This window comes from uncultured Dialister sp. (assembly GCA_900314595.1).
Taxonomy (GTDB): domain Bacteria; phylum Bacillota; class Negativicutes; order Veillonellales; family Dialisteraceae; genus Dialister.
Genome location: OMVW01000018.1, coordinates 1 through 25,434 on the forward strand (window position 1 = coordinate 1; position 25,434 = coordinate 25,434).

The window sequence follows — 25,434 nt, forward strand, 5'->3', positions numbered from 1 at the left end:
GGTCTTGAACATAGCCGCGCCGATAACGAACATACCACCGAAGAGTACTACGGTGGAGTTGGAAAGACCTGCATATACCTGTTTGGACGGAAGTACGCCGAGGATACCGAGAGCGGTGCAGGCTGCCATAGCGGTTACAGCCAGAGGGATCAGTTCGGTAACAAACAGGAATGCTGCTACTGCCAGTACACACAGTGTAGTAATGGCTGGATCCATAAAGGTTCACCTTCCTTTGAATAGTTTCCCATGTATCTCCGTTTCGATGCACTGCGGATGTTCATGGAAAATATTTCCGGAAATTGGGACTCATATAAAGTTTTGAAAGAATAATTGCTGAATTCCCGATATGAATCCGTACACCGGAAAATTCTTGAATCCCCTGGTCAACCGGCTATCCTCCTTCGTCACAGTCCCGGGGCGGGACTCTCATCCATGTATCTGAAAATACATAGGCATCTATGTTTATTCTATGCATGACCCCTCTCCTTTTCAACCGCAAAAATTCAGTCTTTATCGGCGTTTTCACCCCTTTTGCGTTTCCAAAAGACGCCAATTATTCCCCTTTCCAATTACTCTAAAAAAATAAAGATGCAAAGAGCTTTGCATCTTTTCGTCACTTACATAGTATTCTATGTAAGTGGTTCTTGATTTCATCGTATACTATGTAATTACGATAAATCTCCTTCCTTTTTCATTTGCATTTTAGGTCATATGGATATTTCAGTTTTACTGTTTCAAAAATCATCCGGGAAGGCGCCTTAAATGCATAGTATACTATATTTTTTATAGCGGTAACCGTTTCCTGTTTATAGCAGAGGGGGAGTTTATAGTTTATAGTGCTTAGTGTTTAGACAGCAGGTTCTTCCGTTCCTGCGGCCTGCTCCGCCGGAAAAGCAAACGGAAAGCACATACAAAAAGCACTCCCTGGCGGAGTGCTTTCGTTTTATTTCTTTTCAGCCTTTTCTTCAGCTTTTGATTCTTCCCGGACTTCCGGCTTCTTTTCTCCTTCAGCCGGTTTTTCTTCTGTTTCATCATCCCGGATGGCTTTTCTGCGGCGGGCAGCTTCCAGGGTTTCTTTGGAAGTGCCGTTTTCCAGTTCCACTTCTTCACCGTGGAAGTCAGCGCCGGTCAGTTCGTCTTCACGACCGCCCATTTCAGTCCCCTTCTGGCGCAGCTGCTTGATTCCCTCTTCGAAGGACATTTCCGGATGGTCTTTGAAATAGCCCTGGTCGCGGAGTTTCTTTTCCATGGCTTTGTAGGTGAACATGACCACTTCTTCCTGGGGGATACGGATCTGGCCGGGCATGCGCTTTTCGAATTCTTTCCAGAATTCTTCCGATGCCTTCATGAGGACACGGCCTACTTTCTTGTCGCTGCCGATATCATAGAGCAGGGACCAGATAGGACGGTTGTCCAGCTTGGAATATTCATGGAAGGTATAGCGGTAGGTGACCGGTTTCATCAGCTGGTTCTTGAAATGGTGAACGCCGAAGATATCTTCGTAGGGAAGGTTCAGTTCCTTCTTCGTCCAGAGACCCGTCTTGATCATGTAAAGCTTGTCTTTTTCCAGGCGGTAGGTGGTCTTCGTCAGGGTGATATCGAGCAGCCACCAGAGGATGGCCAGCTGGATGCCTACGTCGATGACAGGCACATGGTGGTTAATCATAAGACCGTAGTAAATATCCGTATAGCCGATGTAGGCCAGCCAGAGGATATAGCCGATCGCCAGAGGCAGGGCATAAAATTTGTAGAAAATGGAATGGTCGACGAAATCTTTCGTCTCAGTTGTCTTTGCCATGAATGACTCCTTCAGCAAAAGCAGTGGAAATATTTCCGGATACAGCGATGGAAATATTATAGCATATATTTCATAGAGATGGAGACAAGAAAAGTGATAAGTGTGGAGTGTTAAGTGATAAGTTAGGCAGCGAACCGATTTTGAAGGAGCAAAGCGACACGCAAAATCGAGTGAGTCGCCTATGCAGAGGCTGAAGGTGGTGTCCTGATGGCCGCGAATATATGGGAATTTTACACAGGCAGCCCATCCCCGGTATCCGGAAAAACTGCGGCACTATCAACATATAAAAAGGCGTGCTTCCTGATTTATGCACGCCTCCAATACTTACCACTTATCACTTACCACTCTTATTTACCCGTTATACGTCCAAGAGACCGGCGGGATGCCCAGGAGCCATAGTCCTTCTCCCACGGCGTAGACGAAAACGCCGATTGTGAAGAACTGGGCGCCCACGATGAGGCAGCCTTTCGTGATGTCCCAGATGCCATGGTAATTGGGATCCATGAAAGTATAGGGATAGAGATGGGACTTCCCGTGAGTGACAATGGTGACCCAGGCACGGAAGTAGACGAAAACCACGTAGAAAGCCGGATAAATCATCCAGGTGAACATGGTGTACCAGTGCATGTCCGTCTTGTTCACGAAGAAAATGTAGTCCACCGTCATGAGGATGGGGATGAAATAGTGAAATATGTAATTGTAGAAAGAGAAATGCTCATAGCTGATATCATTCAGCTTGTGGGTGCGGATGGCCCCCGGCCGCACGATAAGGTGGTACATGAGGGAAAGAGTCCCCAGGCTCGCTGCCACGATGTAGCGGCAGTCCGCACTGTAGAGGAAGGGAAAATCCACCCGGAAAAGGGTGGCCCCCAGCCACACCACGAAGAGGGTGAAGGTGGAAAAGGTATAGTACTGCACCCTGGACCAGAAGACGAAGGGCGTCAGCACTTTATGCTTTGCCAGAAGGACGAGCCCCACCGCCAGCAGGATGAATACTGCCCAGCGATACATCAGGGCAGCCGGCATATAATCCATAAAAGCCTCGATTTCATTCACTGAAAAAGGGCCGATGGCCCCGGAAATACAATCAGAGTGGAATTATTTTTTATTATGTCTTCTCTGTCTGTGGTTCTGCTTACGCCTTGCCTGGGCACGAAGCTGACGGATTTCTTCCTTTTCCCGTACTGCATTTTCCGCCTCTTCCCGGGCTTTCTTCTTCTGCTGGTAATTGTAGAAATTGATGGCCAGGCACACCAGGATCATGGCCAGAATAGCGACAGACCTCACAGTGACACCACTGTTGATGATGTTCCATACGCCAAATGCCACAGCCACACCAAATAAAAGACCTCTTGCTCTCATTATTGGAAACTCCTTTAAATGATTCGAAATAACAGTATATCATTGTTATGATAAATGATTTTTCACGGAATAGCAAGAGGGAGGTGAAAATTTATGAAAACATGTTCAAGTAGCGATGAACTCCATCGTAGTGAATCGTGATTCGTTGTTCATTCTTCGTGATTCGTGAAGGATATGGTTTTCCTCCGGAAAACCAATTTTATATAGTGCGCTTCGCGCACGGCCTTCGGCCATCATGTATTGATAATGAGCTTTTATTCCTGCCTGTGCACATTCCCCATAAAAAAAATCGCCGGCCCATCAGGGCCGGCACCTTAACGAGGAACGAACAACGAATAACGACAAGCACCATATGAAACAAAACCTCAGAGGCTCACCATAAATCTCCCGATCAGCATTTCCATCGCCCGTTTCACGACTGCCTGGAACCGTTTTTCCGCCAGTTCGTATACTTCATGGGGCGCCACGGATTCGCTGTCTGTCCTTTTGGCCACGACCCCGCAGATGGAGCCTGCTTTGAGGCCCAGGACGGAAGTCAGGGTGAAAAGGGTGGCGTTTTCCATTTCAAAATTCGTGCAGCCAAGGGCCCTGTATTCATTGAGGCTTCCCTTAAGGCGTCGTACCACATAGCCTTTGAAGCTGTCGTACCGCTCCTGGCCGGGCCAGAAGGAGTCGGTGGAAATGGAAATACCGGTCTTGAAGGGAACCCTGAGTTCCTTTGCCGCCTGCTCAAGGGCCAGGGTCACCCGCATATCGGCCATAGCCGGATAATTGACAGGCGCATAAGCCTTCGATGCTCCGTCTTCACGGACTGCCCCTTTATTGATGACCACGTCTCCCAGATTCAGGTCTTCCTGAATGGAGCCGGTGGTTCCTACGCGGATGAAAGTGGCAACGCCCAGGCGGGCCAGTTCTTCCACCGCAAAAGTGACGCAGGGACCGCCCATGCCGGTGGACATGACGAGCACCGTTTCCCCGGAAACTTTTGCCTTCCAGGTGGTGAAATCACGATGAGAACATACATAGACGGCTTTTTCATCCAGCGCTTTTGCCAGACCTTCCACCCGGCCGGGATCTCCGGGGACCAGCGCGTATTTCGCACCATCTGTCATTTCCTTCGTGAGTCCCGTATGGTACATGACCTCCCCGGGCGCAGCGTAATTGGGCATATCTTTCCTCCTTGTCAGTTTTTAGTGCTTAGTTTTTAGTTTTTAGTGGTTAGCCATCAGCAGTAAGAAGACTGAACCATTTCTATTCCAAATACAGGGAGCATGCCCCTTCCGGAAGCATGCTCTTTTCATCAATCCATAAGAGTGGCCGGAGGCCGTTATATACGGTTGGCTGCAAAGCAGCCATATCCTTCACGAAGAACGAATAACGAACAACGAAGAACGATTCACACCATATGAATCAATCCGCAGCCTGCTCTTCTGCCTCTTTCCCCTTTTTCTCTTTTTTGGATTTTTTATCCTTTTTATTCTTCTTATCTTTCTTTGATTTCTTTTCTTTCTTCGAATGACAGGATTTCTTTTCTTTCTTCTGTTTCTTCTTCTCCAGGATTTCTTCGGCTTCCGGCAGGCTGGCTTCGCTGATTTCCTTCATTTCCTCTTCATCCAGGTTCCAGTCACCGTCGATGTTATCGGAACCGTCAGCCACACCCAGGGTGTGGGTCTTGAATTCCAGGTCCACATCATCGTTCATCACATCTTCCACGGCACTGGAATTGTTTTCCTCCATCATTTCATTCAGGATGTCCACCATTTCATCGGCCAGGCGGGAAACTTCACGAATCCTTTCTTCTTCCGCCGGACGGAGGTCGTCGGAAGGAGCGAGCATGTAGGTCTGAAGGAAGCCTTTATTCTCCTCCAGTTCCTGACGGAGGGCAAGGATGCGCTCGCCCAGTGATTTTTCCGTTGTTTCTTCTGTATCCATTTTATTTCTCCTTTTCTTTTCCCCTGGTCACCAGTACTTTATCGATGCGGCGGTTATCACAGTCCACCACTTCAAAGGTGTACCGGCCGTATTTTGTCTTTTCTGTTTCTTTGGGAATGTAGCCCAGAGAATAGGTGATGAAGCCGCCCAGCGTCTTGTAGTAGCCTTCGGCTTCTCCGGGAAATTCGTCTTCTATGTGGAAATATTCACGAAAATCATCGATGGAGCAGAGTCCTTCCACCAGCCAGGAATTATCGCTGCGCCGGATGAATTTATTCTGCTCTTCCAGGATATCTTCCTCACCGCCGGGCATATCGCCCACGATTTCTTCCAGTAAATCATGAAGCGTGACGAGGCCGGAAAGGGTGCCGTATTCGTCGATGACAATAGCTTCATGCACCCCTCTCGTCTTGAAGAGTTTCAGAATTTTGGTGAGGATCAGTGTTTCCGGGATGTAAATCGTCGTATGCACCGTATCCATGATGGATTTCTTCAGCGCTTTTCCCGGATGGTCATGCTGGTCCTTCAGCACTTCCGATACGTCTGCCAGGCCCTTGAATTCATCCAGGGACCCGCTCCCCACAGGCAGTCGGAAATGGGAGGATTCGGAAATATCCTTCCATATTTTCTTTTCATCGTCTTCGAGGTCAATCCAGGTGAGCTGGGGCCTTGCCGTCATACAGTCGGCAGCGGTCCGGTCGTTCAGCTCGAAAACGTTGTCAATGATTTCCGGTTCTTCTTTATCGAAAGTACCCATCTTGGCGCCCTGCTGGAGGAGGACCTTGATTTCCTCTTCCGAAACAGGCTGCTCGTTGCCCATTTTAATCCCCATCATGGAAACCACCACTTTCGTGGACCAGGTGGAAAAGAGGACCAGCGGTTTGCAGATGGTGGCCACAAGGATCATGGGCCGTGCGACGAAGCAGGCCGCTTTCTCCGGAATGGCTATGGCGATCCACTTCGGCACCAGTTCCCCCATGATGAGGGAGAAATAGGTGACCAGCACCATGACGATGGTCATGGCCACGGGCTTTGCATAAGGTTCAAGCGGCGGGATGAGGGCGAGCTCATCGGCCAGAGGCCCGGAAAGGGAGGCACCGGAAAACATACCCGTCAGGATGCCGATGGACGTGATCCCCACCTGGATGGTGGAAAACAGTTCCTCTTTCCTTTCGGCCAGACGGAGCGCATAGACGGCGCTCTTATTTCCTTCATCAATCATCTCCTGCAGCTTCGTCTTACGGGCCCCTACGATGGCGATTTCCGCCAGGGAGCAGACTGCGTTCCCCAGGACCAGGATAATGATGACAATCAATTCAAGCCATATATGGCCTTCGCTCATGGGCGTTCTTCCTCCTTGCATTGAACCATGGCAGGTATTTTGCTTTATTATATCATGACATTTGTAATTTGTAGATATTCCGGTAACAATTACGATAGAATATGCCCTTCGTCCCTCCGCCAGAGGAGCGGCCCGGCGCAGGACGCAAAAAAAGCCCTCCACTCTTTCGAATGAAGGGCTTTCTCATCGTACCATCACAAGAAGCCACAGGCGGGGGCTCTCTGAATGATCCGCTCTGTGGCTTCCTTCTCCCGGCTCACTGCCGGCTGATTTTCTACATGGCGCCATATAGTTCTGTGAGCTCCGTCATCGCCTCCGCCTTCTCTGAGAATGGCCGCAGCGGAGTTTTCCGCGAATTTCTTTGCTCTACCCATATAGTACAAAAAAGCGTTTTTATTTTTGAAATTTTCACATAAAATATTTTTATATGAAATATGAAAGGTGCCTTATAACCTCGAATCGCCCGTCTTCACGAAGAAAGAACGACGATTTCTCTATGTTTGCTTAAAGAAAAAACTTATTTCACCAGCAACCGGTCCAGCACTTCCGCAATCGTCTTCACAGGAATCACTTCCACCCCTGCGGTTTTCGGGTCGATATCGGCCTTGTTTTCTTCCGGCACGAAGAGTCCCTTGAGGCCTGCCTGACGGGCGCCGAAGGCTTTTTCCGCCACACCCCCTACCGGCTTCACTTCCCCGGACAGGGAGACTTCACCGGTCACCGCATATTCCTGGCGGAGAGGGATTTTTTCCACCGCTGAGAGGATGGCGCAGGTGATGGCGCAGCCTGCCGATGGACCGTCGATATTTCCACCGCCGATGATATTTACATGAAGGTCATAATCGGAAAGGTCCTTGCCCGCGATTCCCCTGACCACGGCTGCCGCCGTAGCCACGGAATCCTTGGCCATGGAACCGGCGGTATCATTGAAACGGATGGTACCCCGTCCTTTTTCCCTTGCCGGGAATGCAGCCGCTTCGATTTCAATGGTGCTTCCCCAGTAGCCGGCCACTCCAAGGCCATAGATATGGCCGATTTTCGGCTCCTTAACCGCTGCTTTGGAAAGCCAGGGCGAAAGACGGCTGGCCTGGGCGGTCCGTTTCATAAGATCCAGGGAAATACGGACATTTTCCGCGCTCCCCGCTTCATATACGGCAAGTCCGTAGGCATCGGCCAGAAGGGAGACCGCCTTTCTGCCTTCCATGGTATAGGTGCTGATGAGCTCTGCCACTCCTTCTTCGAGAGTGACTTTCAGTTTCTCTGCCGCACGGTTTACGATTTCCACCACATGGTCCGGCTGGAGAGGTTCGAAGAAAACTTCGGCGCAGCGGGACCGGATGGCCGGATTGATTTCCGAAGGCTGCCGGGTGGTCGCGCCGATGAGGATGAAATCCGCCGGCGCTCCTTCTTTGAAAAGCTTTCTGATATAATCGGGCACTGCCGGGTCTTCTTCATCATAATAGGCCGATTCGAAATAAACCCGCTTGTCTTCGAGGACTTTCAGCAGTTTATTCAGCATCATGGGGTCCAGTTCACCAATTTCATCGATGAAGAGGATTCCCCCGTGGGCATCGGTCACAAGGCCAGGTTTCGGTTCCGGAATTCCATCATCGGCCAGATCTCTCCTTGCCCCCTGGTAAATCGGATCATGGACGGAGCCGATGAGAGGATTTGTGATATCCCTTTCGTCCCAGCGAAGGGTGGTTCCGTCACATTCCACAAAAGGCGCATTTTCGCCAAAGGCGGTATAGGGAAGTTTCTTTGCTTCATCCAGCACAAGGCGGGCAGCCGTGGTCTTGCCCACCCCCGGCGGACCGTAAAGGATGAGATGCTGCGGGTAGGGAGAAGCGATGCGGGAGGCCAGCGCACGAACGGCCCGGTCCTGACCCACGATTTCCGAGAGTTTTGCGGGACGCACGATCTGCATGATGGTACTGGTGAGCTTCACTTTGTCGAGAGCTTCCAGTTTTTCCATTTTATGTCTGGCCGCAGGAGATTCGGTGGTTTCCGTTTCTTCCTCAATGATTTCCTGGCGGATCTCATTCACATACTCCTGATGCCGTTCCTCCAGGCGGTCTGCGATTTTTTCCTCCAGCTGCCGCTCCACTGCCTGGCGGGCCAGCATTTCTGCCAGCCTGTCCTCCAGCTGGTCAAGAATCAGGGGAATTTCCTCATCCGTCGGCGTATGGCTGTAATCCTTATTCTCCATGATGAGACGCTGCAGCCCGATGAGGCGGATTCTTGGATTTTCATCATGAATATATTTCAATGCATTGAAACGGCTGGCCTGCACGATGATCCGCTCAGAGCCTACAATGCTGGCGTAAATACTGTAGATGGCATTGATCTGCCGTTTCAGTTCTCCATCGGAATAGCCTCCGCTTCCGGTAGCACTGTCTACAGCACTGTCCACGCGGTCCATAAGCCGTCCAATGAGATCCTTCACATCCTCCATATGTAAGACTCCTTTCTATACGGCACCTGCGGCGCCGAGGGGTAAGGGAATGTGGCGCGCACATATAAGAAGCGCGCCATTTATATTTTTACGTGCGAAAGAATTGCCAAAATGAATGACAGCAATCCATGGGCAGGGCCAGAGGCCCGTGCGCGAAGCGCACTCTATCAATTGGTTTTCCGAAGGAAAACCATATCCTTCCCGACAATCCCGATACCCCCGACAACCCCGATTCAAAAGCTATCGGAAAATCAGTTTCCCTTCTCACTTAGTGTTATTCTTTCTTGAAAGTCCAATACCTGGGCACGAATATATCTTCAAAGAGATTGATGGCAAAATTATCAGTGAGTCCGGAAATATAGTCCAGCGCTGCCCGGGGTATATTTCCTTTTGCCAGGCGCACCTGTTTCTTTGGGAGACGGTCTTCGTAATACGTGCCGTCCGGTTTCTGCTCCGTATAGTAATGGTAAAGCATTTTCACCACATTGCTGCCCCGCTTGCGGTCCGGGATGAGATTTTCCGACATGTAAACTTCTTTAAACATGAAAGAGCGGAATTTGAGAAGGATCCTGTCTCCCTCCGGGCACATGCGGATACCATCTTTCTCATCCTGCATGGAATGGTCCACCACATCGGTGACCATGGCAGTAATCATGGAAGAATGGGTGGTGCCCAGCCTTGCCCGCACGTCATCGGGAAGATCGCTCTCCCCGATGAGGCCCATATTCTCAGCATCATCATAGTCATGGCACAGGTAGGCGATACGGTCTGCGTACTTGATAATAGCTCCTTCCAGGGTATGGGCCTGCAGATGACCGCAGTGGTTAAGGATACCATCTTTCACTTCTTCTGTCAGGTTCAGTCCTTCGCCCTCTTTTTCCAGCGTTTCCACAATCCGCACACTCTGCTCATTATGTTCAAAGTGACCGGCCGCTTCCTGCAGCGCCTGTTCTCCCACATGGCCGAAAGGCGTATGCCCCAGGTCGTGACCAAGGGCGATGGCTTCCACCAGATCTTCATTGAGGCGAAGGGCCCTGGCCATGGTCCGCCCGATCTGGGCCACCTCCAGGGTATGGGTCATGCGGGTCCTGTAATGGTCGCCCATGGGAGCGATGTACACCTGGGTCTTGTGCTTCAGCCGCCGGAAAGAATTGCAGTGAAGGATCCTGTCCCTGTCCCGCTGGAAATCGGTGCGAAGAGGATCTCTCTCTTCCGCTCTCGACCTTTCTGCATTCACTGCAAGCGCCGCCCGGCTGCAAAGAAGCTTCTTCTCTATTTCCTCACTCCGTTCACGAACCAGCATAGCTTCCTCCTTATCCATCGAAAATCATAGTTGTTATATATATTTTAGCATGGATAGGAGAGTTTGTATTCATAGTCGTTGAAATTGGTTGACGTCATTTGGGGGAAATCGTTCTTCGTTATTCGTTGTTCGTTCTTCGTGAAGGTGGCGGCGCTGATGCGCCGCCGAGTATATATTGGGGATGTACACAGACAGGGAAAAATTCTCATTCCTGAGGATTGAGAGCCGAAGGCCGTCGGCGCAGCCGACTAAGTAAAATTGGTTCCCGCAGGGAACCATATCCTTAACGAACAACGAAGAACGAGCAGCGAAGAACGACTTCCCAAAAGTTTTTCACGCAAAAGGACCCGCCCAAAGGGCGGGTCCGGGATTAAGCATATTTCTCAATATTTATCCCCATACACTTCTTTATTTCTCTGAACGATGGCCATGATACGGCTGGCTGTCTCTTCGATGGCTTTGTTGGATACGTCGATGACGAGGCAGTGAAGCTGGCGCATGACTTCTTTGGCATAGGCCAGTTCATCTTCAATCCGGGCGATGTCCGTATAGTTGGCGGTGCCGGAGAAGCCCAGGGCCTTCATTCGTTCACTCCTGATGGTATTGAGTTTGTAAGGATCAATAATGAGTCCGATGATGCGGTACGGAGGCACGCGGAAGATTTCTTCCGGCAGCGGCACTTCCGGAACAAGGGGAAGATTGGCCACCTTGAATTTCTTGTGGGCCATGTACATGGAAAGAGGGGTCTTTGAGGTGCGGGATACGCCGATTAAGACCACGTCTGCTTTTTCAAAACCTGCAGGGTTCTTTCCATCGTCGTATTTCACGGCAAATTCAATGGCCGCCACTTTTTTGAAATATTCTTCATCCAGTTTGTGGATGATGCCCGGTTTCATTCTCGGTTTGGTGGAAGAAATGGTGCCTACCAGATTCATCATGGGTCCCAGAATGTCCACATAATGCACATTCTTTTCTTTTGCGATTTTTTCAAAGGTCTGGCGAAGTTCCGGGCTCACCAGGGTGTGGCAGACGACCGCATGATGGGCAGCCGCTTCTTCCAGCACTTTCTGTACCTGTTCCCCGTGACGGATGAAGGGGACTCTGACGATGTCGATATCTTCATCGAACTGGCTGATGGTGGCCTTGGCCACGCTTTCCGCCGTTTCTCCAAGGGAATCGGAGACTACATACACTTCCGGAATCTTTGTCAATGGATTCACTCCTTATCTGTCCCTGCCCTTTCCCAGTTCCAGGAAGAGTCGGGTAATATTTGTCTTGGAAATACGACCTTTCAGCTTGAATTTTCTTTCCCCGTTTACATTGTGGAAAACGCCTACCGGCAGGCAGTCGATTTCATAATCGATGAGTTTCTGCGCAATAGAAACCATATCTTCGTCAGGCTCTGCGTAGATCATCTTGGAACGGGAAGTCATGACCATGGAAATGGGCACCTTGGCCATATCTTCGCGGCCCATGGCGGTCTTCAGCAGGTCCTTGCGGGACACTACCCCCAGCACATCATCTTCTTTACCTACAAAGAGGGTTCCAATGTCCTCGGTGAAAAGGAGGACTGCTGCATCATAGGCATTGGAGTCCGCATTTACAAGGACCGGCCTGGACATGCAGGCTTCTGCGGTGCAGGATCTGATTTCTGCGGCCGCCGGGTCTTCTCCCCCGCCCAGGTAGTAATAACCCAGTCTTCGCCTGGCGGCAATCACTTCTCCGGAAAGAAGGACAGCCAGGTCTCCGCGCAGGGCGCTTCTGGTAACGTGCAGTCGGTCTGCTATCATTTCCCCCGTAATAGGCCCGTTTTCACGGACGATGCGGGTTATTTCCTTCTGACGGCTTGTTAGCTGCATCTTTTCTCCTTCCTTATGGTATCCGGGATTTCCCCAGTAATTAAGGCAAACCGGGACTGCTTGCGCAGCCCCGGTTGCCGGAATCGTTCAACTCACGGGAGCAGCTGAGGCATATAGCTTCCTGATTACCACTTCAGGTCTTCTACTTCCTTCAGTCCTCTGCCGGTAGCTGCATCGAGCATGATTCTCTGTTCAATGCGTGCTACATTTCTCTTGGTAGCCTTGACCATATCCGGGTTGACGGATACGAAGTCGATGCCGCTCTTTACCAGGAATTCGGTGAAGTCCGGGTATACGGACGGTGCCTGGCCGCAGATGGAAACGGTCTTGCCGTCTTTGTGTGCGGTTTCGATGAGGTGGCGGACAGCTCTCTTGATAGCCAGATTGCGTTCATCGAAGAGGGCGGAAACGGTATCATTGTTTCTGTCGCAGCCGAGGATCAGCATCGTTAAATCATTGGAGCCGATGGAGTAGCCATCTACGTACTGGTTGAATTTGTCAGCCAGGATGATGTTGGACGGGATTTCTGCCATCAGGAACAGTTTGAAGTCCGGACCTCTTTCCAGTCCTTCTTCCTTCATGATAGCGGTAACCTTTGCTGCTTCGTCGACGGTTCTGCAGAACGGAATCATGCAGTTCAGGTTCTTCAGGCCGAATTCTTCACGGACTTTCTTCACAGCCTTCAGTTCGAGGCGGAATGCAGCGGTGTATTTCGGATCATAGTAACGGGAAGCGCCTCTCCAGCCGAGGAGGTCTGCCGGTTCAACCGGTTCAAATTTGTCGCCGCCCTTGAGGTTTCTGTATTCACCGGACTTGAAGTCGGAGAAGCGGAGTACTACCGGACGCGGAGAGAGGGCACGGCATACTTTGGCAATGCCTTCTGCCAGCATATCGATAACTTTTTCCGGTTTGCCCTGTTCGATGAGGTACAGCGGATGTTCATGGATGAAGGTGGTCCAGATGAATTCTTCACGCATCAGGCCGATGCCGTCGCAGGGAAGAGATGCGTATTTATCAGCCAGGTCCGGATCGCCCAGGTTCATGAGGACGCCTGTGCCGGTGGGTGCGAAGTATTCAGCAGCTACAACGGTCTGTCCTGCAGCCGGTGCGCCTGCAGCCGGAGCAGCTTCAGCGGTCTTTACAAGGTCAGCTACGATACCTTCGTAAACGATACCGTTCTGTGCGTCGATGGTGATATCCTGGCCGGTCTTCAGGACTTTGGTTGCTTCTACACTGCGGCTCTTGGTGCCTACAACGCAGGGGATACCCAGTTCTCTGGAAACGATGGATGCGTGGCAGGTCATACCGCCTGCATCAGTGACGATGGCAACTGCCTTCTTCATAGCCGGTACCCAGTCCGGGGAAGTCATGGTAGTAACGAGGACTTCGCCTTCCTGGAATTCATCAATGTCCTTCGGATCAGTAATTACATGGCATTTGCCTGCAGCCATTCCCGGGGAAGCCGGAAGACCTTTAACGAGTACTTTGTGATCAGTTGTCATTTTCACTTCTCCATTACCTGCTTTCTTTTCTTTATTCTTCTTGGACCATACGGTTTCCGGACGAGCCTGGAGGATCCAGATGCGGTCCTGGTGATCGACTGCCCATTCCATATCCATGTAGCAGCCGTAATGTTTTTCAATAGCTTTTGCGTAGGAAGCCAGTTCAACCACCTGGTCATCGGTGAGTGCCTGGGATTTTGCTCTTTCTTCCGGAACTTTTCTTTCTTCTACATCGCCGCCTTCTTTACGAACCAGTTCGATGGCTTTTTCATTGACGATGCGGGAACGGATGGTGAGATCTTCTTTATTGACGATGAAGTTATCCGGGGTAACGGTACCCTGAACGACGTATTCGCCAAGGCCCCAGGAGCCTTCGATCATGACGCAGGAATCATCACCATTGGCAATATTCACGGTGAACATAACGCCGGCTACTTTGGAGTCAGCCATCATCTGGACAGCTGCAGAAAGAGCCACGTTTTCATGGTCGAAATTCTTCTTTGCTCTGTAGTAAACGGCACGGTCGGTGAAAGTGGAAGCATAGCATTCCTTTACTTTTCTGATGACCATATCACGGCCGGTAATATTGAGGTAAGTATCCTGCTGGCCGGCAAAGGAAGCATCCGGCAGATCTTCGGCGGTAGCGGAAGAACGGACAGCCACATAAGGATTTTCCTCGCCCACTTTTTTGGCCAGTTCTTCATAAGCGTCGCCAATCTGCTGAGCCAGGTCTTCCGGCATTTCAGCGGAAACGATGCTTTCACGGATCTTTGTGCAGACTTCGTGAAGTTCTACGGAATCTTCCACGTCGTCCAGGCCCTGCAGCAGTTCATGAATCTTTTTGTTCTGGCCGGTAGCTTCCATGAAATAACGGTATGCATGCGCGGTGGTCGCATAGCCGTAAGGAACGGGAACGCCGGTAGAAGTGGTCAGTTCGCCCAGGGAAGAAGACTTCCCGCCTACCAGGTTTACGTCCTTTCTGTGAAGTTCATCAAACCATAAAACATAAGCATTCTCTCTTGCGTCCATCATAGCCCTCCTTAAGGTATGAAGATGAAAATAAAGAAATAAATTCTTGTACACTTTTTCGCTTCAGCAAATTTATAGTATACCTTTATGCATAAAAAGTCAAGGAAACAGAGCCACAAGAGTGTGTACTTTTATGGAAATAAATATATCCTTTTACCCTCATTTCCGATTCCAAACAGGAAATACTGGATAATTCAGGTGATATAAAAATACTCTCTTAAAGGAAGCAGGGAAATTTTATATAGCCTTTCCTCCGCCCTTAGATAAAAAAGCGCAATAAAAAAAGCCCCGGTAAAGGGGCTGAAAAATCAGATGGGGTTCCTGTTGCTCACAAGGATCCTCTTAACTTCCAGTATGGTACGGACGGCAGCTTCCACATCTTCTTCCGATATTTCATCCATCTCGCGGCAGAGCCAGCCCTGGAAACGGGTGACATACCTGTCATAGCAGGCTTCGCCGGTTTCCGTCAGTTCCAGAAGATATACCCTTTTATCTTCCCGGCTCCTGGTTTTGACGAGGAATTTCATGATGCACAGTTCATTCACCAGTTTGGTAATGGAGGGAAGGGTCCCGCCCATTTCTTCGGCTACGTCGCTGACCCGGACAGCTCCATTTTTTCCATGCAGATGATGCACGGCATCAATGACCCGGATATGCCTCGGTTTCATATGCTTCGGCAGCGGCGGAAGAAGTTCGCAGATTCTCTTTGCTTCCTGGCAGGACAGCAGAAATTCACGAATCAGTTTATTATCCATTTTATTTCCCCAATCTTTTACACCATGAAAAGTCACACACCGTTAAGATAATAACACATATTTTAATTTCTTGCAAAGAACTTTCACGGTACGTAAAAAAACCGGGACTCTCAAAAATCCCGGTTATCTTTTAATTACTGTATTTTCCATATACATAGAAAAGACGGTCTGCCATGAAGAGGATAGGTTCATAGCCTTCCAGAATATCCGCCCAGTAGGAAGGCATGAACTTTTCACCAAACCGGACACCTTCGATTGCTCCGGTGACGAAAGCCGTGCTGTTGCTCTTTCCCCCGTGATTGGCCGAAGCGATGAGCGCATCGGCAGGATCATCCACGGCAAGGCATGCATAAATGGCAATGGCCAGAGCCTCATGGGCCTCGCAGCCGCTGCCCAGAGAATGAATGCTGTCGATATGATCCCAGGTACCGGACTTGCCGGCAGGATGGTTGTTGGCCTGGGCTTTTGCGGCAGAGAGAAGCGTCAGGATGGGATCGGTCTTGTGGTATTTCCCCAGAAGTTCTTCCGCCCGTTCCAGCGCTTTCGGCAGAGTATAGCCCTCTGCCAGGCAGGCAATCAGGGCACCCAGGGCCCCTGCGGAATAATAGGCGATGGGATTGGAATGGGAAAGGGCTGCCGCTTTCACAGACATTTCGAAAGCCAGCTTGCTGTCCCCGGCATAAAGCAGTCCCAGCGGAACCGTCCGGGAAAGGGCACCGGCCCCTTTGCTGTCATTGACTTTCACTTTCGTCGATCCGCGCACATCCCTGGCAAAAGCAGAAAGAAGGCCCGGCTCCGGATTCCGGCGCGCATGCATGAACTTCTCGCGAAGCAGGCAGAATTCCCTTTCATGAGGCTGCCGGCGCATCCAGGTCTTCTGCCCCCGTTTCGGTTCCTCTCCGGTCTGGCTGTAATACCAGCGCATAAAGCCGCGGTAAAGCCCGTCGATCATATCCAGCTTTTTGGCATCAGCCCACAGGATACCATCGACAGCCGCCAGAACCATCTGGGTATTGTCCGTTACCGGCGCTTTCCGTCCATTTCTGGCGTCCCGCACCAGAGTCCTCAGGCCAAAAGGCCCGAACCGGTGCCGGATGCGGTTGACGGAGAAAGTCTGCAGCGGATATCCCAATGCGTCGCCGCAGGCACCTCCGAGCAGTGCTCCACGAAACTTTCCCAAGTCCGCCATGTTTTCCTCCTGTCAGCTCTCCCTTTAACCGATGATCCTTTTTCCGGTCCATTGGAAAATAAAAGTTTCTGCAGTGAAGAAATATACAGAAACTTGCCGGACCATCGGGGGTTCCCCTGTTATAAACACTTTCCCTTATGGTTATATTATAGCATATTTTGAAAAAATCATGAAAATTTTACTTCCACAAACTTGAAAAAATGTTGTATACTAATTGGTTTAACAGTCACTTTTCACTTTTGTAAACATTTCTTTCTTTTTTGTACGCCGTCTTCCGGAAAACTCCAGGGCTGACGCCCGAAAAGTGCTTTTTCCCAATCAAAAAGCCCGGCGAGCCGGGCCTGCTGTCAGTACAGGAGAAGGAGATACCCAAAAGCCAGTATTTCCAGCGCCAGGAATAAAGGCACGAGGATCCTGAATTTCCAGTGCTTCGTCTTATGACGAAAGACGCGCATGCCAAGAAAAGCGCCTGCTGCGCCGCCGGCCAGGGCAGCAAGAAGAAGCGTCATTTCCGAAATCCGCCATTTCCCGTGAATGGCTTTCCACTTATCCAGTCCGTACAGGGCAAAGGTAATGATGTTGATGAGCCCTGCATATATAAGAATATAATCCAAAAGAAAACCCCCGCTCTCAAGTCAACTATGGCTCCTGACTGCCAATAACTATTCACTCCCCAGGCTGAACCAGGTGATCTCCCTGCCCTTCTTATCGCGGCTGCAGAACCAGGCATCCCCTTTCAGCTTTTTCAGCAACTTTTCATCGGCCGGCTCTCCGTTGACCGCCGGCGGATAGATTCCTTCCTCCGGAGACAGTCTGCGGATGGAAGAATGCCCTTCTTCATCGGTATACAGGAAATAGAGGTCCGAATGGACGCCGCTCTCCTGCTTTTTACTCCGTTTGGGAATAATCAGGGGATAATCCATGCCTGCCAGTTCCTCCCATTCCCGGAAACCATCCCTGTCCTTTGAAAAAATAAGGAGCATGGGCCGTCCGGAGCGGTCGATCTCATCGCCCCTCACCAGCACCAGCGCTTCTTTCTCTCCCCCGTCAAGGTCCGCCTCATTGAAGGCATAGGAAAGAGATGAAATGTCCATGTCCGCCCCTTCAAAGTAAGCAAGAATGGCTGCCCGGAGCAGCAAAGACTCCTCCGCTTCCGATGCATGGCGGTGAATCTTTCCGGGAATGATCGTTTCCGGATCCGCCGGAGGAGGAGGCACGGGGAGATCCTCAAAGGCCCCATCCTTCCAGATGGAAATGGTGGAAATATCACTCGCCATGGCGGATAGAGGCAGCATCATGAGAAGAACTGCCAAAAGCCAACGTTTACATTTCATCATAACCACCTCTTTCCTTATTATACATTGTCAGAAAAGAAAATAGCCATCCGGAAATCGGAAAGCCCGTTTTCAATATTTCCTTCCCATTCTCATCATTTACCCTGTATAAAATTTTTCCATAACACTTCGGTCAAGAAACCGTAAAAATCGAAAATCCCTGTTTTACGGACGTTTTCACGCTTTTTTGCCGGCTTACGGTACCGAACGTTTCATTAGAATTACAAATTGGCCCTTCAGGGGTATTCCCTTTTTCCGGAATTTGTTGTATGATATCTCACGTCACAAGATATTGTGTCTACAATCTCAAAAGCGACCAATATTTGGTATAATCAGACTATATTACATCAATGCCGATTTCATGGAGAAAATCGGCTTATTTACTGCAGGAGAGTGTGGAAAATGGAAAATTCGGAAGAAATTCATGTAAAAACGAACGTTATAAAGCGCAACGGCCAGGAAGTCACCTTTGATATTTCCAAAATCGTAAACGCAATCACCAAGGCCAATAAAGAAGTGGAACCGGTTCACCAGATGAACGTATACCAGATCCGTGCCGTAGCCGATACCATTGCCAAAAGGATTGCCAACTATCCCCATGCGGTAAATGTGGAAGATATCCAGGATATGGTCGAACGGGGCATCATGGAAATGCGCGGCTATGAAGTAGCCCAGAAATATGTCCGCTATCGTTACAAGAGAGAAATCTCCCGCAAGAGCAATACCACCGATGACGGCATTCTTTCCCTCATCGATCTCTCCAATGAAGAAGTAAAGCAGGAAAATTCCAACAAGAATCCTGTCATCAATTCCACCCAGCGTGACTACATGGCCGGCGAAGTATCCAAAGACCTCACCCGCCGCCTGCTGCTGCCGGAAGATATCGTAAAAGCCCATGACGAAGGGATCATCCACTTCCATGATGCCGATTATTTCGCACAGCGTGAACACAACTGCGACCTTATCAATCTGGAAGATATGCTGCAGAATGGTACTGTCATCAGCCAGACCATGATTGAAAAGCCCCATTCCTTCTTCACCGCCTGCAACGTGACCACCCAGATCGTGGCCCAGGTTGCCTCCAACCAGTATGGCGGTCAGTCCTTCACCCTGGCACACCTGGCTCCTTTCGTTGACATTTCCCGCAAAAAGATTACAAAAGAAGTCATTGCGGAAAGAGAAGAAACCGGCGAAGCGCTGGATGAAAAAATCATCAACAAAATCGTGGAACGCCGCCTGAAGGAAGAAATCAAATCCGGCATCCAGACCATCCAGTACCAGCTCATCACCCTCATGACCTGCAACGGACAGGCGCCATTCGTCACCATGTTCATGTACCTGGACGAAGTACCGGAAGGACAGACCCGTCAGGATCTGGCCATGATCATCGAAGAAGTGCTCCGCCAGCGCATGCAGGGCGTAAAGAATGAAAAAGGCGTATGGATCACCCCGGCCTTCCCGAAACTCATCTACGTCCTTGATGAAGACAATATTCACGAAGACTCCCCCTACTACTACCTCACCAAGCTGTCTGCCGAATGCACCGCAAAGCGCATGGTGCCGGACTATATTTCCGCCAAGATTATGAAGGAATACAAGAACGGCGATATTTATCCCTGCATGGGCTGCCGCTCCTTCCTCACCCCGGATATCGAAGGTCTCGGTGAAGGCGGAAAGCACAAGTACTACGGCCGTTTCAACCAGGGCGTAGTCACCATCAACCTGGTAGACGTGGCCTGCTCCTCCGGCGGAGACATGGATAAATTCTGGAAGATTTTCGAAGAAAGACTGGAACTCTGCCATAGAGCCCTCCGCTGCCGCCATGAAAGACTCCTGGGCACTGTTTCCGACGTAGCTCCGATTCTCTGGCAGTACGGAGCCCTGGCACGCCTGAAGAAAGGGGAAACCATCGACAAGCTTCTCTTCAACAATTACTCCACCATTTCCCTGGGCTATGCAGGCCTCTACGAAATGTGCGTACGCATGCTGGGCGTTTCCCACACCACTGACGAAGGCAGAAAGTTCGGACTTGCCGTCATGCAGAAGCTGAACGATAAATGCGCTGAATGGAGAAAAGCGGAAAATATTTCCTACTCCGTATACGGCACTCCTATGGAATCCACCACTTACAAATTTGCCAAATGCCTCCAGAAACGGTGGGGCATCATCCCGGGCGTTACCGACAAGAACTACATCACCAACAGCTACCATGTCCATGTAGCTGAAAAAATCGATGCTTTCCATAAACTGAAATTCGAATCCGAATTCCAGAGACTCTCCCCGGGCGGCGCCATCTCCTACATCGAAGTGCCGAATATGCAGACCAATATCCCGGCCGTCCTGACCGTGATGAAATACATCTATGAAAATATCATGTATGCAGAACTCAATACAAAGAGCGACTACTGCATGGTCTGCGGTTACGATGGAGAAATCAAGATCGTGGAAGATGACAATGGCAAACTGGTCTGGGAATGCCCGAACTGCGGCAACCGCGACCAGCATAAGATGAGCGTGGCCAGAAGAACCTGCGGCTACATCGGCACCCAGTTCTGGAACCAGGGAAGAACCCAGGAAATCAAGGACAGAGTGCTTCATCTGTAAGATCTGGAAATAGAAATACAAAAAGAGCTGTGCCCGGGCACAGCTCTTTTTTCGTGCGGAAAATCTTATTCGTTGTTCGTTACTCATTATCTGTGATGCACTATTCGCTATCGGCCGTCAGCCGTTATGAATTCATGTGCAGGAAGCTGAGAAAAGAGTCCCATCCTCCGCGATTTTCACGTCTTTATTCTTTTTCAGATAATTTTCCATTTCACTGACCAGGAGTTTTCTCGTAGGATACGCGGCCATCCATTCTTTTGCCAGCTTCCGGGCCAGCGCTTTTCCGCCTTTGTACTGCTGCAGCCTGTAAAGACCGGAAATAAGAACCGAATAGGCATACCGGCTGCGGGAATCGACCGCATAGGCGTCCAGATATTTTTCATATCGCTGAAGGATTTCACGATCATATTTCCCGGAGAGAAATGGACCATAGGTATGAATGAAGTCCATGTCATTGTCCTTCATGATTTCCCGGTACAGTTCCTCTTGCAAGCCTTCCTCTGCCAGGATTTCGCAGCGCGTTTTCCTGTCTTTCACATGGGCAATGAGCTCATGCCGGGAGGATTCCCATTTCTCCTTCGGGCAGAGATTTTTGATTTCCCTGAATTCTTCGAGGCTGTTATAGGAACTATGGAGGAAAAGGAAGACCCGGTTTTCCAGTTCCTTTTCCCTGTTTCCTGTCTCATGGTAAACTTTCACCAGTTCCCTGGCGATGCTTTCCAGGTCATAGTCCCTGGCGGCTCTCCCCTTGTCCTCTTCCAGAAGGGGAATCAGGCCCGCCCAGTCCTTCCCCAGTTCCAGTTTCCACTTGTAGTGGTCCCTGACTTCTTTATAGGAAATATGGGCTCTCTCATAGTCCACAATTTCCTTTGGCGCCATGGAAAGCCGCTCCATGAGGAGAATCCTGTCCATCATCATGGCGCCAAGAGACCCATAGGAAGAGCCGGCCGGAGGCTTTCCCCCGTTTTGAATGCCGATATCGATTTCCCGGTCCAGCTTTTTCAGGGCTTCCCTGTTTTCTTCTTCCGACCAGAGTTCTTCTTCTATAAAGTTTGAAATCAGATCCTGCAGGTATTCATCGATGGAATCCTTCTTTGCGATTTTCAGGAGCCGTTCCCTGATGGCCTTTTTCTCCATATCAGAGCAGGCACCTACGATTTCTTTCCAGATATCCATGCACCGGTCATAGGAGCCTTCCATGTCGGAGTCCACATATTCTTCCGCGTCACTCAACGCAAAGAAGACGTAGAGTGAGAGCTCGAAGGCATCCAGGTAATGGCCCTCACTCACAAGAGTCTCCACCCGCTCATCCAGAAAGTGATCGATATCCGCGAAAAAAACGTCGGCTTCCATATAATCGACATATTCATCGCCAAATTCATCGAAAATATCATCGGCCTCCTTTTTCAGCTTCTTCATCAGGGCATCAGAAATTTTTGGGGAAAAACGGACGAGGAAATCGTTGGCCAGCTCCTCATGATTCCTGATGACCTCAAGGGCCCAGGCATTCAGCTTTTCCCTGGGCATTTCCTTTACGATTTCTTCCAGTTCATCCGTGCTCCCGGCACCATTCTTCCTTTCCTCCGCCTTGAAGAGGACGGCCGCCATGTGTTTGCAATAATTTCCTTCCACCGCATAGGGGCAGGAGCAGCGCAGGGAATCGGGGAATCCATCTTTCAGCTCAATCGTCACCCAATAATCGTAATTCCCGCTCACCACGGCACTGATCCGATCATCCTGTACCTTTAAATCTTTTACCGCGCCATTGTCCGCATAATCTTCTCCCTTTTCCAGAATAGAATCGGGAAATAAATGGGTCCAGTTCTTTTTCGTCATAAAAATTCCTCCAGTTGAATGTTGAGAAGCCTTCTTCCGGGCCGCTGATTCATCCATTTCTCTGCCAGTTTCCCGGCCAGGTCCCGCCCGCCATTGAATTTCGTCAGCCGAGACAGCTCCCGAATCAGGGCCTCATAGGCCTTGCGGCCCCTGGCGTCTTCTGCCATTGTATCCAGAAGGGCGGCATAAGCGGAAAGAAACGCTTTTCCATCCACTTTTTCCAGCATGTATCCGTACCGGTTCAGTAAAGAGAGGTCCGGCTCCTTCATGACTTCCTGATAAAGTTCCTCTGTCATGCCCTCTTCTTCGCATATTTCCAGACGGATACCTCCGGCGGTTTTAGTGAGAAGTTTTTCCTTCACCGACGGCCAGTCAGCCGCCGGAGAGAGCTGCCGAATCCGTTTGTAATCGACGATGGTCCGCGACGGATCTTCCGCAAAAAGGGCCATGCGCTCTGCCATTTCCTCTTTGGCAAGGCCCGATGCACAGTACAGATCCGCCAGTTTCCTTCTATAGGAAAGGCGGGGGCTGCGGATTCCTCCATTTTTCTCCACCTCTATCCCCTCTTTTAGAAGGGAAATCAGCTTTTCCGTATTTCCGCTTTTCTCGGCTTCCTTCATATAGGCTTCCCGGATCACCCGGAAATGGCGATGAGCATAACGCCATTTTTCTATTTCCTCATCGCTCGCCCCCAGGCGTTTCATGATTTCCATCCGTTTCGACACCCCGTCGGAGGTGGTTATGGTGGAAACATCCCGCACATAGGGACTTTCCGTCCGATGGGCATAAGCGTCAATCCGGTCATCCAGCACGAGAAGCTGCCGGCGGAGTTCTTCCTCCGTAGCCAGCTCATTCTGCAGGAAATCCTGCAGGTAATCTTCCATGTAATCCGCCACGGACCCGTCAAAGGCATGTTTCCTGAACCAGCTGTCGATTTTGTCATGGATTTCCTTCGGGCATTCTTTCACAATCCGCCGCCAGAGATTCATGCAGGTATTGGAAATTGCGGCCACTTCCCCGTCATCGTCAATGGTCGTTTTGCCCAGTTTGACGAAAATATAGCGGGAAAGCTCGAAAGCTTCCTCAAAATGACCGGCGTCTAAAAGACCCGTGACTTTCGTGTCGAGGAAATCACAGATTTCACTCTGGAAATCAAAAGCATCGTAATATTCAATCATGCCGCCCCTCTTATGACGATTGAAAATGCTGTTGATTTCCCGCTTCCACTCCCTGATTTCCTCTTTGGAAAGGCTCGGGGGCTTCCGTATATAGACCAGGTCTGCCAGATTATCATCCAGACGCACCATCTTCTTCATAAGGCTCGCCAGCTCCTCTTTGGAAAGACCGTCTATGATTTCATCGACCGTCTTCTTTGCGGGCATTTGAGGCACCGGGACACCTTTTTTCCCCGGCAAAGAAACCACTGGCGGAATAACGGGAGAACTATTTCCGGGAGATGGTAAAATCCCGCCCCCTTCCGGCAATGTGGAAGGAAGGGACTCTCCTTTTTCCTCATTTTCCAGCGCAAAAAGGACGGCTGCCATATGCTTGCAATTCTTCCCGTCCGACGCATAGGGACAGGTGCAGTCCATGGCCACAGGCATCCCGTTTCTGAGAGACATTTCCACCAGGTAATTCCCCGTTCCCATCACGATAGCCCGCAGGCGGTCTCCCTCCTTCATAAGCTTTTCCACAGCCCCTTCCAGGGCATACTTCTTTCCCCGCCCCAGAATGGTCTTCGAGAAAAGAACCTTCCAGTCCTTATTCAGCATGATTTCCTCCTTCATCGATAGGACTTTCTTTTTATCATAATACATCTGACAGCTCATTGTACAGAAATTAGAAATATATGGTACCTATTGTATTTAAGCAGTAATAAAGGTACAATATGTATTATCAGTGTAGCGCAAGTACACAAAATTCCGCACTGCCCTGACTGATAAAATAGAAATATACCCTTGGTGCCGGAGGCCCATGCGCGAAGCGCACTTCATAAAATTGGTTTGCGCAGCAAACCATATCCTTCATGAACCACGAAGTCTCGAACGTGACCGTGCAGTGACGTGCCGTGATGAGGCTAACCCACGAATACCGATAAAGAAGCACCCTGCTCTTTCACTTTCTTCCTCTATTCCCCCGCAGGGCCAGAAGCCCGTGCGCGCAGCGCACTTCATAAAATTGGTTTGCGCAGCAAACCATATCCGCCCCGAACCCCGCATCCCGCACCCCGAAATCTCGAAAAAGACGCAAAAGGGGCGTGCCGCAGTGAGACTAACACCCGAATACCGCTATAGACTCAAACCAATTTTCCCGCTAAAGGAGCACACTGCTCTTTCACTCTCATCGCTTCTGCCTCTATTCCCCCGCGGGGCCAGAGGCCCGTGCGCGAAGCGCACTTCATAAAATTGGTTTGCGCAGCAAACCATATCCGCCCCGCACCCCGCATCCCGCACCCCGAAATCTCGAAAAAGACGCAAAAGGGGCGTGCCGCAGTGAGGCTAACCCCCGAATACCGATAAAGACTCATCCCATTTTCTCGCTAAAGGAGCACAAAAAATCATGAACTACGCCAATATTAAAGAATACGATATTTCCAACGGCCCGGGCATCCGGCTTTCCCTCTTTGTTTCCGGCTGCACCCATCACTGCAAGGGCTGCTTCAATCCGGAAACCTGGGATTTCAGGTACGGCAAACCGTTCACAAAGGAAGTGGAAGACTACATCCTGAAGGAAGTGGGCCAGGAATTCTATGAAGGCATGACGCTCCTGGGCGGGGAACCCATGGAACCGGTGAACCAGAAAGGGCTCCTCTCCCTCGTCACCCGTTTCAAGGAAATGTACCCGCAGAAAACCCTCTGGTGCTTCACGGGCTACCTTTATGACAGAGACCTCCTCGGTCACTTTGTCAAAGCCATGCCGGAAACCATGGAGCTTTTAAAGCGCATCGATGTGCTGGTGGATGGCGAATTCATGCTGGATAAAAAGGACGTGACCCTCCTCTTCAAAGGATCGTCCAACCAGCGGACCATCGACGTGCAGAAGAGCCTGAAATCGGGCAAGGTCATCTCCTGGGATCCCGGCGATACAAGCATGAGCCCGAATTCGAAGATCTGATATTTTACGGAATATCTTTG

At 50.3% G+C, this 25,434-nt stretch carries 20 protein-coding genes; 2 read left to right on the top strand and 18 right to left on the bottom strand.

Annotated elements, in window-relative coordinates:
- The 16 genes from QZN42_RS05975 to QZN42_RS06050 all read right to left on the bottom strand — a co-directional run.
- Window positions 1-216: SLC13 family permease (locus QZN42_RS05975; protein WP_296955290.1), on the bottom strand; the 216-nt coding region annotated here is incomplete at its 3' end.
- Window positions 217-943: 727 nt separating this feature from the next.
- On the bottom strand, window positions 944-1,798 hold the full coding sequence (locus tag QZN42_RS05980) for a hypothetical protein (RefSeq protein ID WP_296955292.1): 855 nt from the start codon (window positions 1,796-1,798) through the stop codon (window positions 944-946).
- Window positions 1,799-2,149: 351 nt separating this feature from the next.
- Window positions 2,150-2,833 carry a Pr6Pr family membrane protein gene (locus tag QZN42_RS05985; protein ID WP_296955296.1) on the bottom strand — a complete coding sequence of 228 codons (684 nt, stop codon included), beginning with the start codon at window positions 2,831-2,833 and terminating at the stop codon, window positions 2,150-2,152.
- A 63-nt stretch (window positions 2,834-2,896) separates the two neighbouring features.
- A complete protein-coding gene (locus QZN42_RS05990) occupies window positions 2,897-3,160 on the bottom strand; it encodes a hypothetical protein (RefSeq protein WP_296955298.1) in 264 nt (87 codons plus the stop codon).
- A gap of 365 nt (window positions 3,161-3,525) precedes the next feature.
- Window positions 3,526-4,329 carry a uridine phosphorylase gene (udp, locus tag QZN42_RS05995; protein ID WP_296955300.1) on the bottom strand — a complete coding sequence of 268 codons (804 nt, stop codon included), beginning with the start codon at window positions 4,327-4,329 and terminating at the stop codon, window positions 3,526-3,528.
- Between the two features lie 241 nt (window positions 4,330-4,570).
- The gene (locus QZN42_RS06000) at window positions 4,571-5,092 is read right to left on the bottom strand and encodes a hypothetical protein (protein ID WP_296955303.1); all 522 of its coding nucleotides are present in this window, start codon (window positions 5,090-5,092) and stop codon (window positions 4,571-4,573) included.
- A 1-nt stretch (window position 5,093) separates the two neighbouring features.
- On the bottom strand, window positions 5,094-6,434 hold the full coding sequence (locus QZN42_RS06005; protein WP_296955306.1) for a hemolysin family protein: 1,341 nt from the start codon (window positions 6,432-6,434) through the stop codon (window positions 5,094-5,096).
- A 517-nt stretch (window positions 6,435-6,951) separates the two neighbouring features.
- Complete coding sequence (lonC, locus tag QZN42_RS06010; RefSeq protein ID WP_296955309.1) at window positions 6,952-8,889, bottom strand: Lon family ATP-dependent protease; 1,938 nt, start codon at window positions 8,887-8,889, stop codon at window positions 6,952-6,954.
- Window positions 8,890-9,163: 274 nt separating this feature from the next.
- A complete protein-coding gene (locus tag QZN42_RS06015; RefSeq protein WP_296955312.1) occupies window positions 9,164-10,192 on the bottom strand; it encodes a deoxyguanosinetriphosphate triphosphohydrolase in 1,029 nt (342 codons plus the stop codon).
- A 383-nt stretch (window positions 10,193-10,575) separates the two neighbouring features.
- Window positions 10,576-11,403 (bottom strand): pyruvate, water dikinase regulatory protein, encoded by an 828-nt coding sequence (locus tag QZN42_RS06020; protein ID WP_296955314.1) that lies wholly within the window; start codon window positions 11,401-11,403, stop codon window positions 10,576-10,578.
- A gap of 12 nt (window positions 11,404-11,415) precedes the next feature.
- The gene (locus tag QZN42_RS06025) at window positions 11,416-12,051 is read right to left on the bottom strand and encodes a helix-turn-helix transcriptional regulator (RefSeq protein ID WP_296955317.1); all 636 of its coding nucleotides are present in this window, start codon (window positions 12,049-12,051) and stop codon (window positions 11,416-11,418) included.
- Between the two features lie 125 nt (window positions 12,052-12,176).
- The gene (gene ppsA, locus QZN42_RS06030; protein WP_296955359.1) at window positions 12,177-14,582 is read right to left on the bottom strand and encodes a phosphoenolpyruvate synthase; all 2,406 of its coding nucleotides are present in this window, start codon (window positions 14,580-14,582) and stop codon (window positions 12,177-12,179) included.
- A gap of 308 nt (window positions 14,583-14,890) precedes the next feature.
- Entirely contained in the window at window positions 14,891-15,337 is a 447-nt protein-coding gene (locus QZN42_RS06035; protein WP_296955320.1) for a MarR family winged helix-turn-helix transcriptional regulator, read from the bottom strand.
- Between the two features lie 130 nt (window positions 15,338-15,467).
- Window positions 15,468-16,526, bottom strand: a complete 1,059-nt coding sequence (locus QZN42_RS06040; RefSeq protein ID WP_296955323.1) for an ADP-ribosylglycohydrolase family protein — start codon at window positions 16,524-16,526, stop codon at window positions 15,468-15,470.
- Between the two features lie 347 nt (window positions 16,527-16,873).
- Window positions 16,874-17,140, bottom strand: a complete 267-nt coding sequence (locus QZN42_RS06045) for a DUF1294 domain-containing protein (protein WP_296955325.1) — start codon at window positions 17,138-17,140, stop codon at window positions 16,874-16,876.
- Window positions 17,141-17,188: 48 nt separating this feature from the next.
- The gene (locus QZN42_RS06050) at window positions 17,189-17,863 is read right to left on the bottom strand and encodes a hypothetical protein (RefSeq protein ID WP_296955329.1); all 675 of its coding nucleotides are present in this window, start codon (window positions 17,861-17,863) and stop codon (window positions 17,189-17,191) included.
- A 399-nt stretch (window positions 17,864-18,262) separates the two neighbouring features.
- Here QZN42_RS06050 and nrdD point away from each other — a divergent pair, with 399 nt between their 5' ends.
- A complete protein-coding gene (gene nrdD, locus QZN42_RS06055) occupies window positions 18,263-20,464 on the top strand; it encodes an anaerobic ribonucleoside-triphosphate reductase (RefSeq protein WP_296955332.1) in 2,202 nt (733 codons plus the stop codon).
- Between the two features lie 132 nt (window positions 20,465-20,596).
- Here the strand turns inward: nrdD and QZN42_RS06060 are convergent, their stop codons facing one another.
- Both QZN42_RS06060 and QZN42_RS06065 read right to left on the bottom strand, forming a co-directional pair.
- Complete coding sequence (locus QZN42_RS06060) at window positions 20,597-22,300, bottom strand: SWIM zinc finger domain-containing protein (RefSeq protein ID WP_296955335.1); 1,704 nt, start codon at window positions 22,298-22,300, stop codon at window positions 20,597-20,599.
- On the bottom strand, window positions 22,297-24,072 hold the full coding sequence (locus tag QZN42_RS06065; RefSeq protein WP_296955338.1) for an SWIM zinc finger domain-containing protein: 1,776 nt from the start codon (window positions 24,070-24,072) through the stop codon (window positions 22,297-22,299). Before QZN42_RS06065 ends, QZN42_RS06060 begins: the two co-directional genes overlap by 4 nt.
- 787 nt (window positions 24,073-24,859) lie before the next feature.
- On the opposite strand from QZN42_RS06065, the gene nrdG reads away from it, so the two are divergent.
- Window positions 24,860-25,414 (top strand): anaerobic ribonucleoside-triphosphate reductase activating protein, encoded by a 555-nt coding sequence (gene nrdG, locus QZN42_RS06070; protein WP_296955340.1) that lies wholly within the window; start codon window positions 24,860-24,862, stop codon window positions 25,412-25,414.
- The last annotated feature ends 20 nt before the right edge of the window (window positions 25,415-25,434 follow it).

What these genes read in the sequence shown, in the direction of transcription:
- QZN42_RS05980 (WP_296955292.1), bottom strand. Translation starts at nt 1,798, where the DNA reads ATGGCAAAGACAACTGAGACGAAAGATTTCGTCGACCATTCCATTTTC.
- QZN42_RS05985 (WP_296955296.1), bottom strand. Translation starts at nt 2,833, where the DNA reads ATGGATTATATGCCGGCTGCCCTGATGTATCGCTGGGCAGTATTCATC.
- QZN42_RS05990 (WP_296955298.1), bottom strand. Translation starts at nt 3,160, where the DNA reads ATGAGAGCAAGAGGTCTTTTATTTGGTGTGGCTGTGGCATTTGGCGTA.
- udp (WP_296955300.1), bottom strand. Translation starts at nt 4,329, where the DNA reads ATGCCCAATTACGCTGCGCCCGGGGAGGTCATGTACCATACGGGACTC.
- QZN42_RS06000 (WP_296955303.1), bottom strand. Translation starts at nt 5,092, where the DNA reads ATGGATACAGAAGAAACAACGGAAAAATCACTGGGCGAGCGCATCCTT.
- QZN42_RS06005 (WP_296955306.1), bottom strand. Translation starts at nt 6,434, where the DNA reads ATGAGCGAAGGCCATATATGGCTTGAATTGATTGTCATCATTATCCTG.
- lonC (WP_296955309.1), bottom strand. Translation starts at nt 8,889, where the DNA reads ATGGAGGATGTGAAGGATCTCATTGGACGGCTTATGGACCGCGTGGAC.
- QZN42_RS06015 (WP_296955312.1), bottom strand. Translation starts at nt 10,192, where the DNA reads ATGCTGGTTCGTGAACGGAGTGAGGAAATAGAGAAGAAGCTTCTTTGC.
- QZN42_RS06025 (WP_296955317.1), bottom strand. Translation starts at nt 12,051, where the DNA reads ATGCAGCTAACAAGCCGTCAGAAGGAAATAACCCGCATCGTCCGTGAA.
- ppsA (WP_296955359.1), bottom strand. Translation starts at nt 14,582, where the DNA reads ATGGACGCAAGAGAGAATGCTTATGTTTTATGGTTTGATGAACTTCAC.
- QZN42_RS06035 (WP_296955320.1), bottom strand. Translation starts at nt 15,337, where the DNA reads ATGGATAATAAACTGATTCGTGAATTTCTGCTGTCCTGCCAGGAAGCA.
- QZN42_RS06040 (WP_296955323.1), bottom strand. Translation starts at nt 16,526, where the DNA reads ATGGCGGACTTGGGAAAGTTTCGTGGAGCACTGCTCGGAGGTGCCTGC.
- QZN42_RS06050 (WP_296955329.1), bottom strand. Translation starts at nt 17,863, where the DNA reads ATGATGAAATGTAAACGTTGGCTTTTGGCAGTTCTTCTCATGATGCTG.
- nrdD (WP_296955332.1), top strand. Translation starts at nt 18,263, where the DNA reads ATGGAAAATTCGGAAGAAATTCATGTAAAAACGAACGTTATAAAGCGC.
- QZN42_RS06060 (WP_296955335.1), bottom strand. Translation starts at nt 22,300, where the DNA reads ATGACGAAAAAGAACTGGACCCATTTATTTCCCGATTCTATTCTGGAA.
- QZN42_RS06065 (WP_296955338.1), bottom strand. Translation starts at nt 24,072, where the DNA reads ATGCTGAATAAGGACTGGAAGGTTCTTTTCTCGAAGACCATTCTGGGG.
- nrdG (WP_296955340.1), top strand. Translation starts at nt 24,860, where the DNA reads ATGAACTACGCCAATATTAAAGAATACGATATTTCCAACGGCCCGGGC.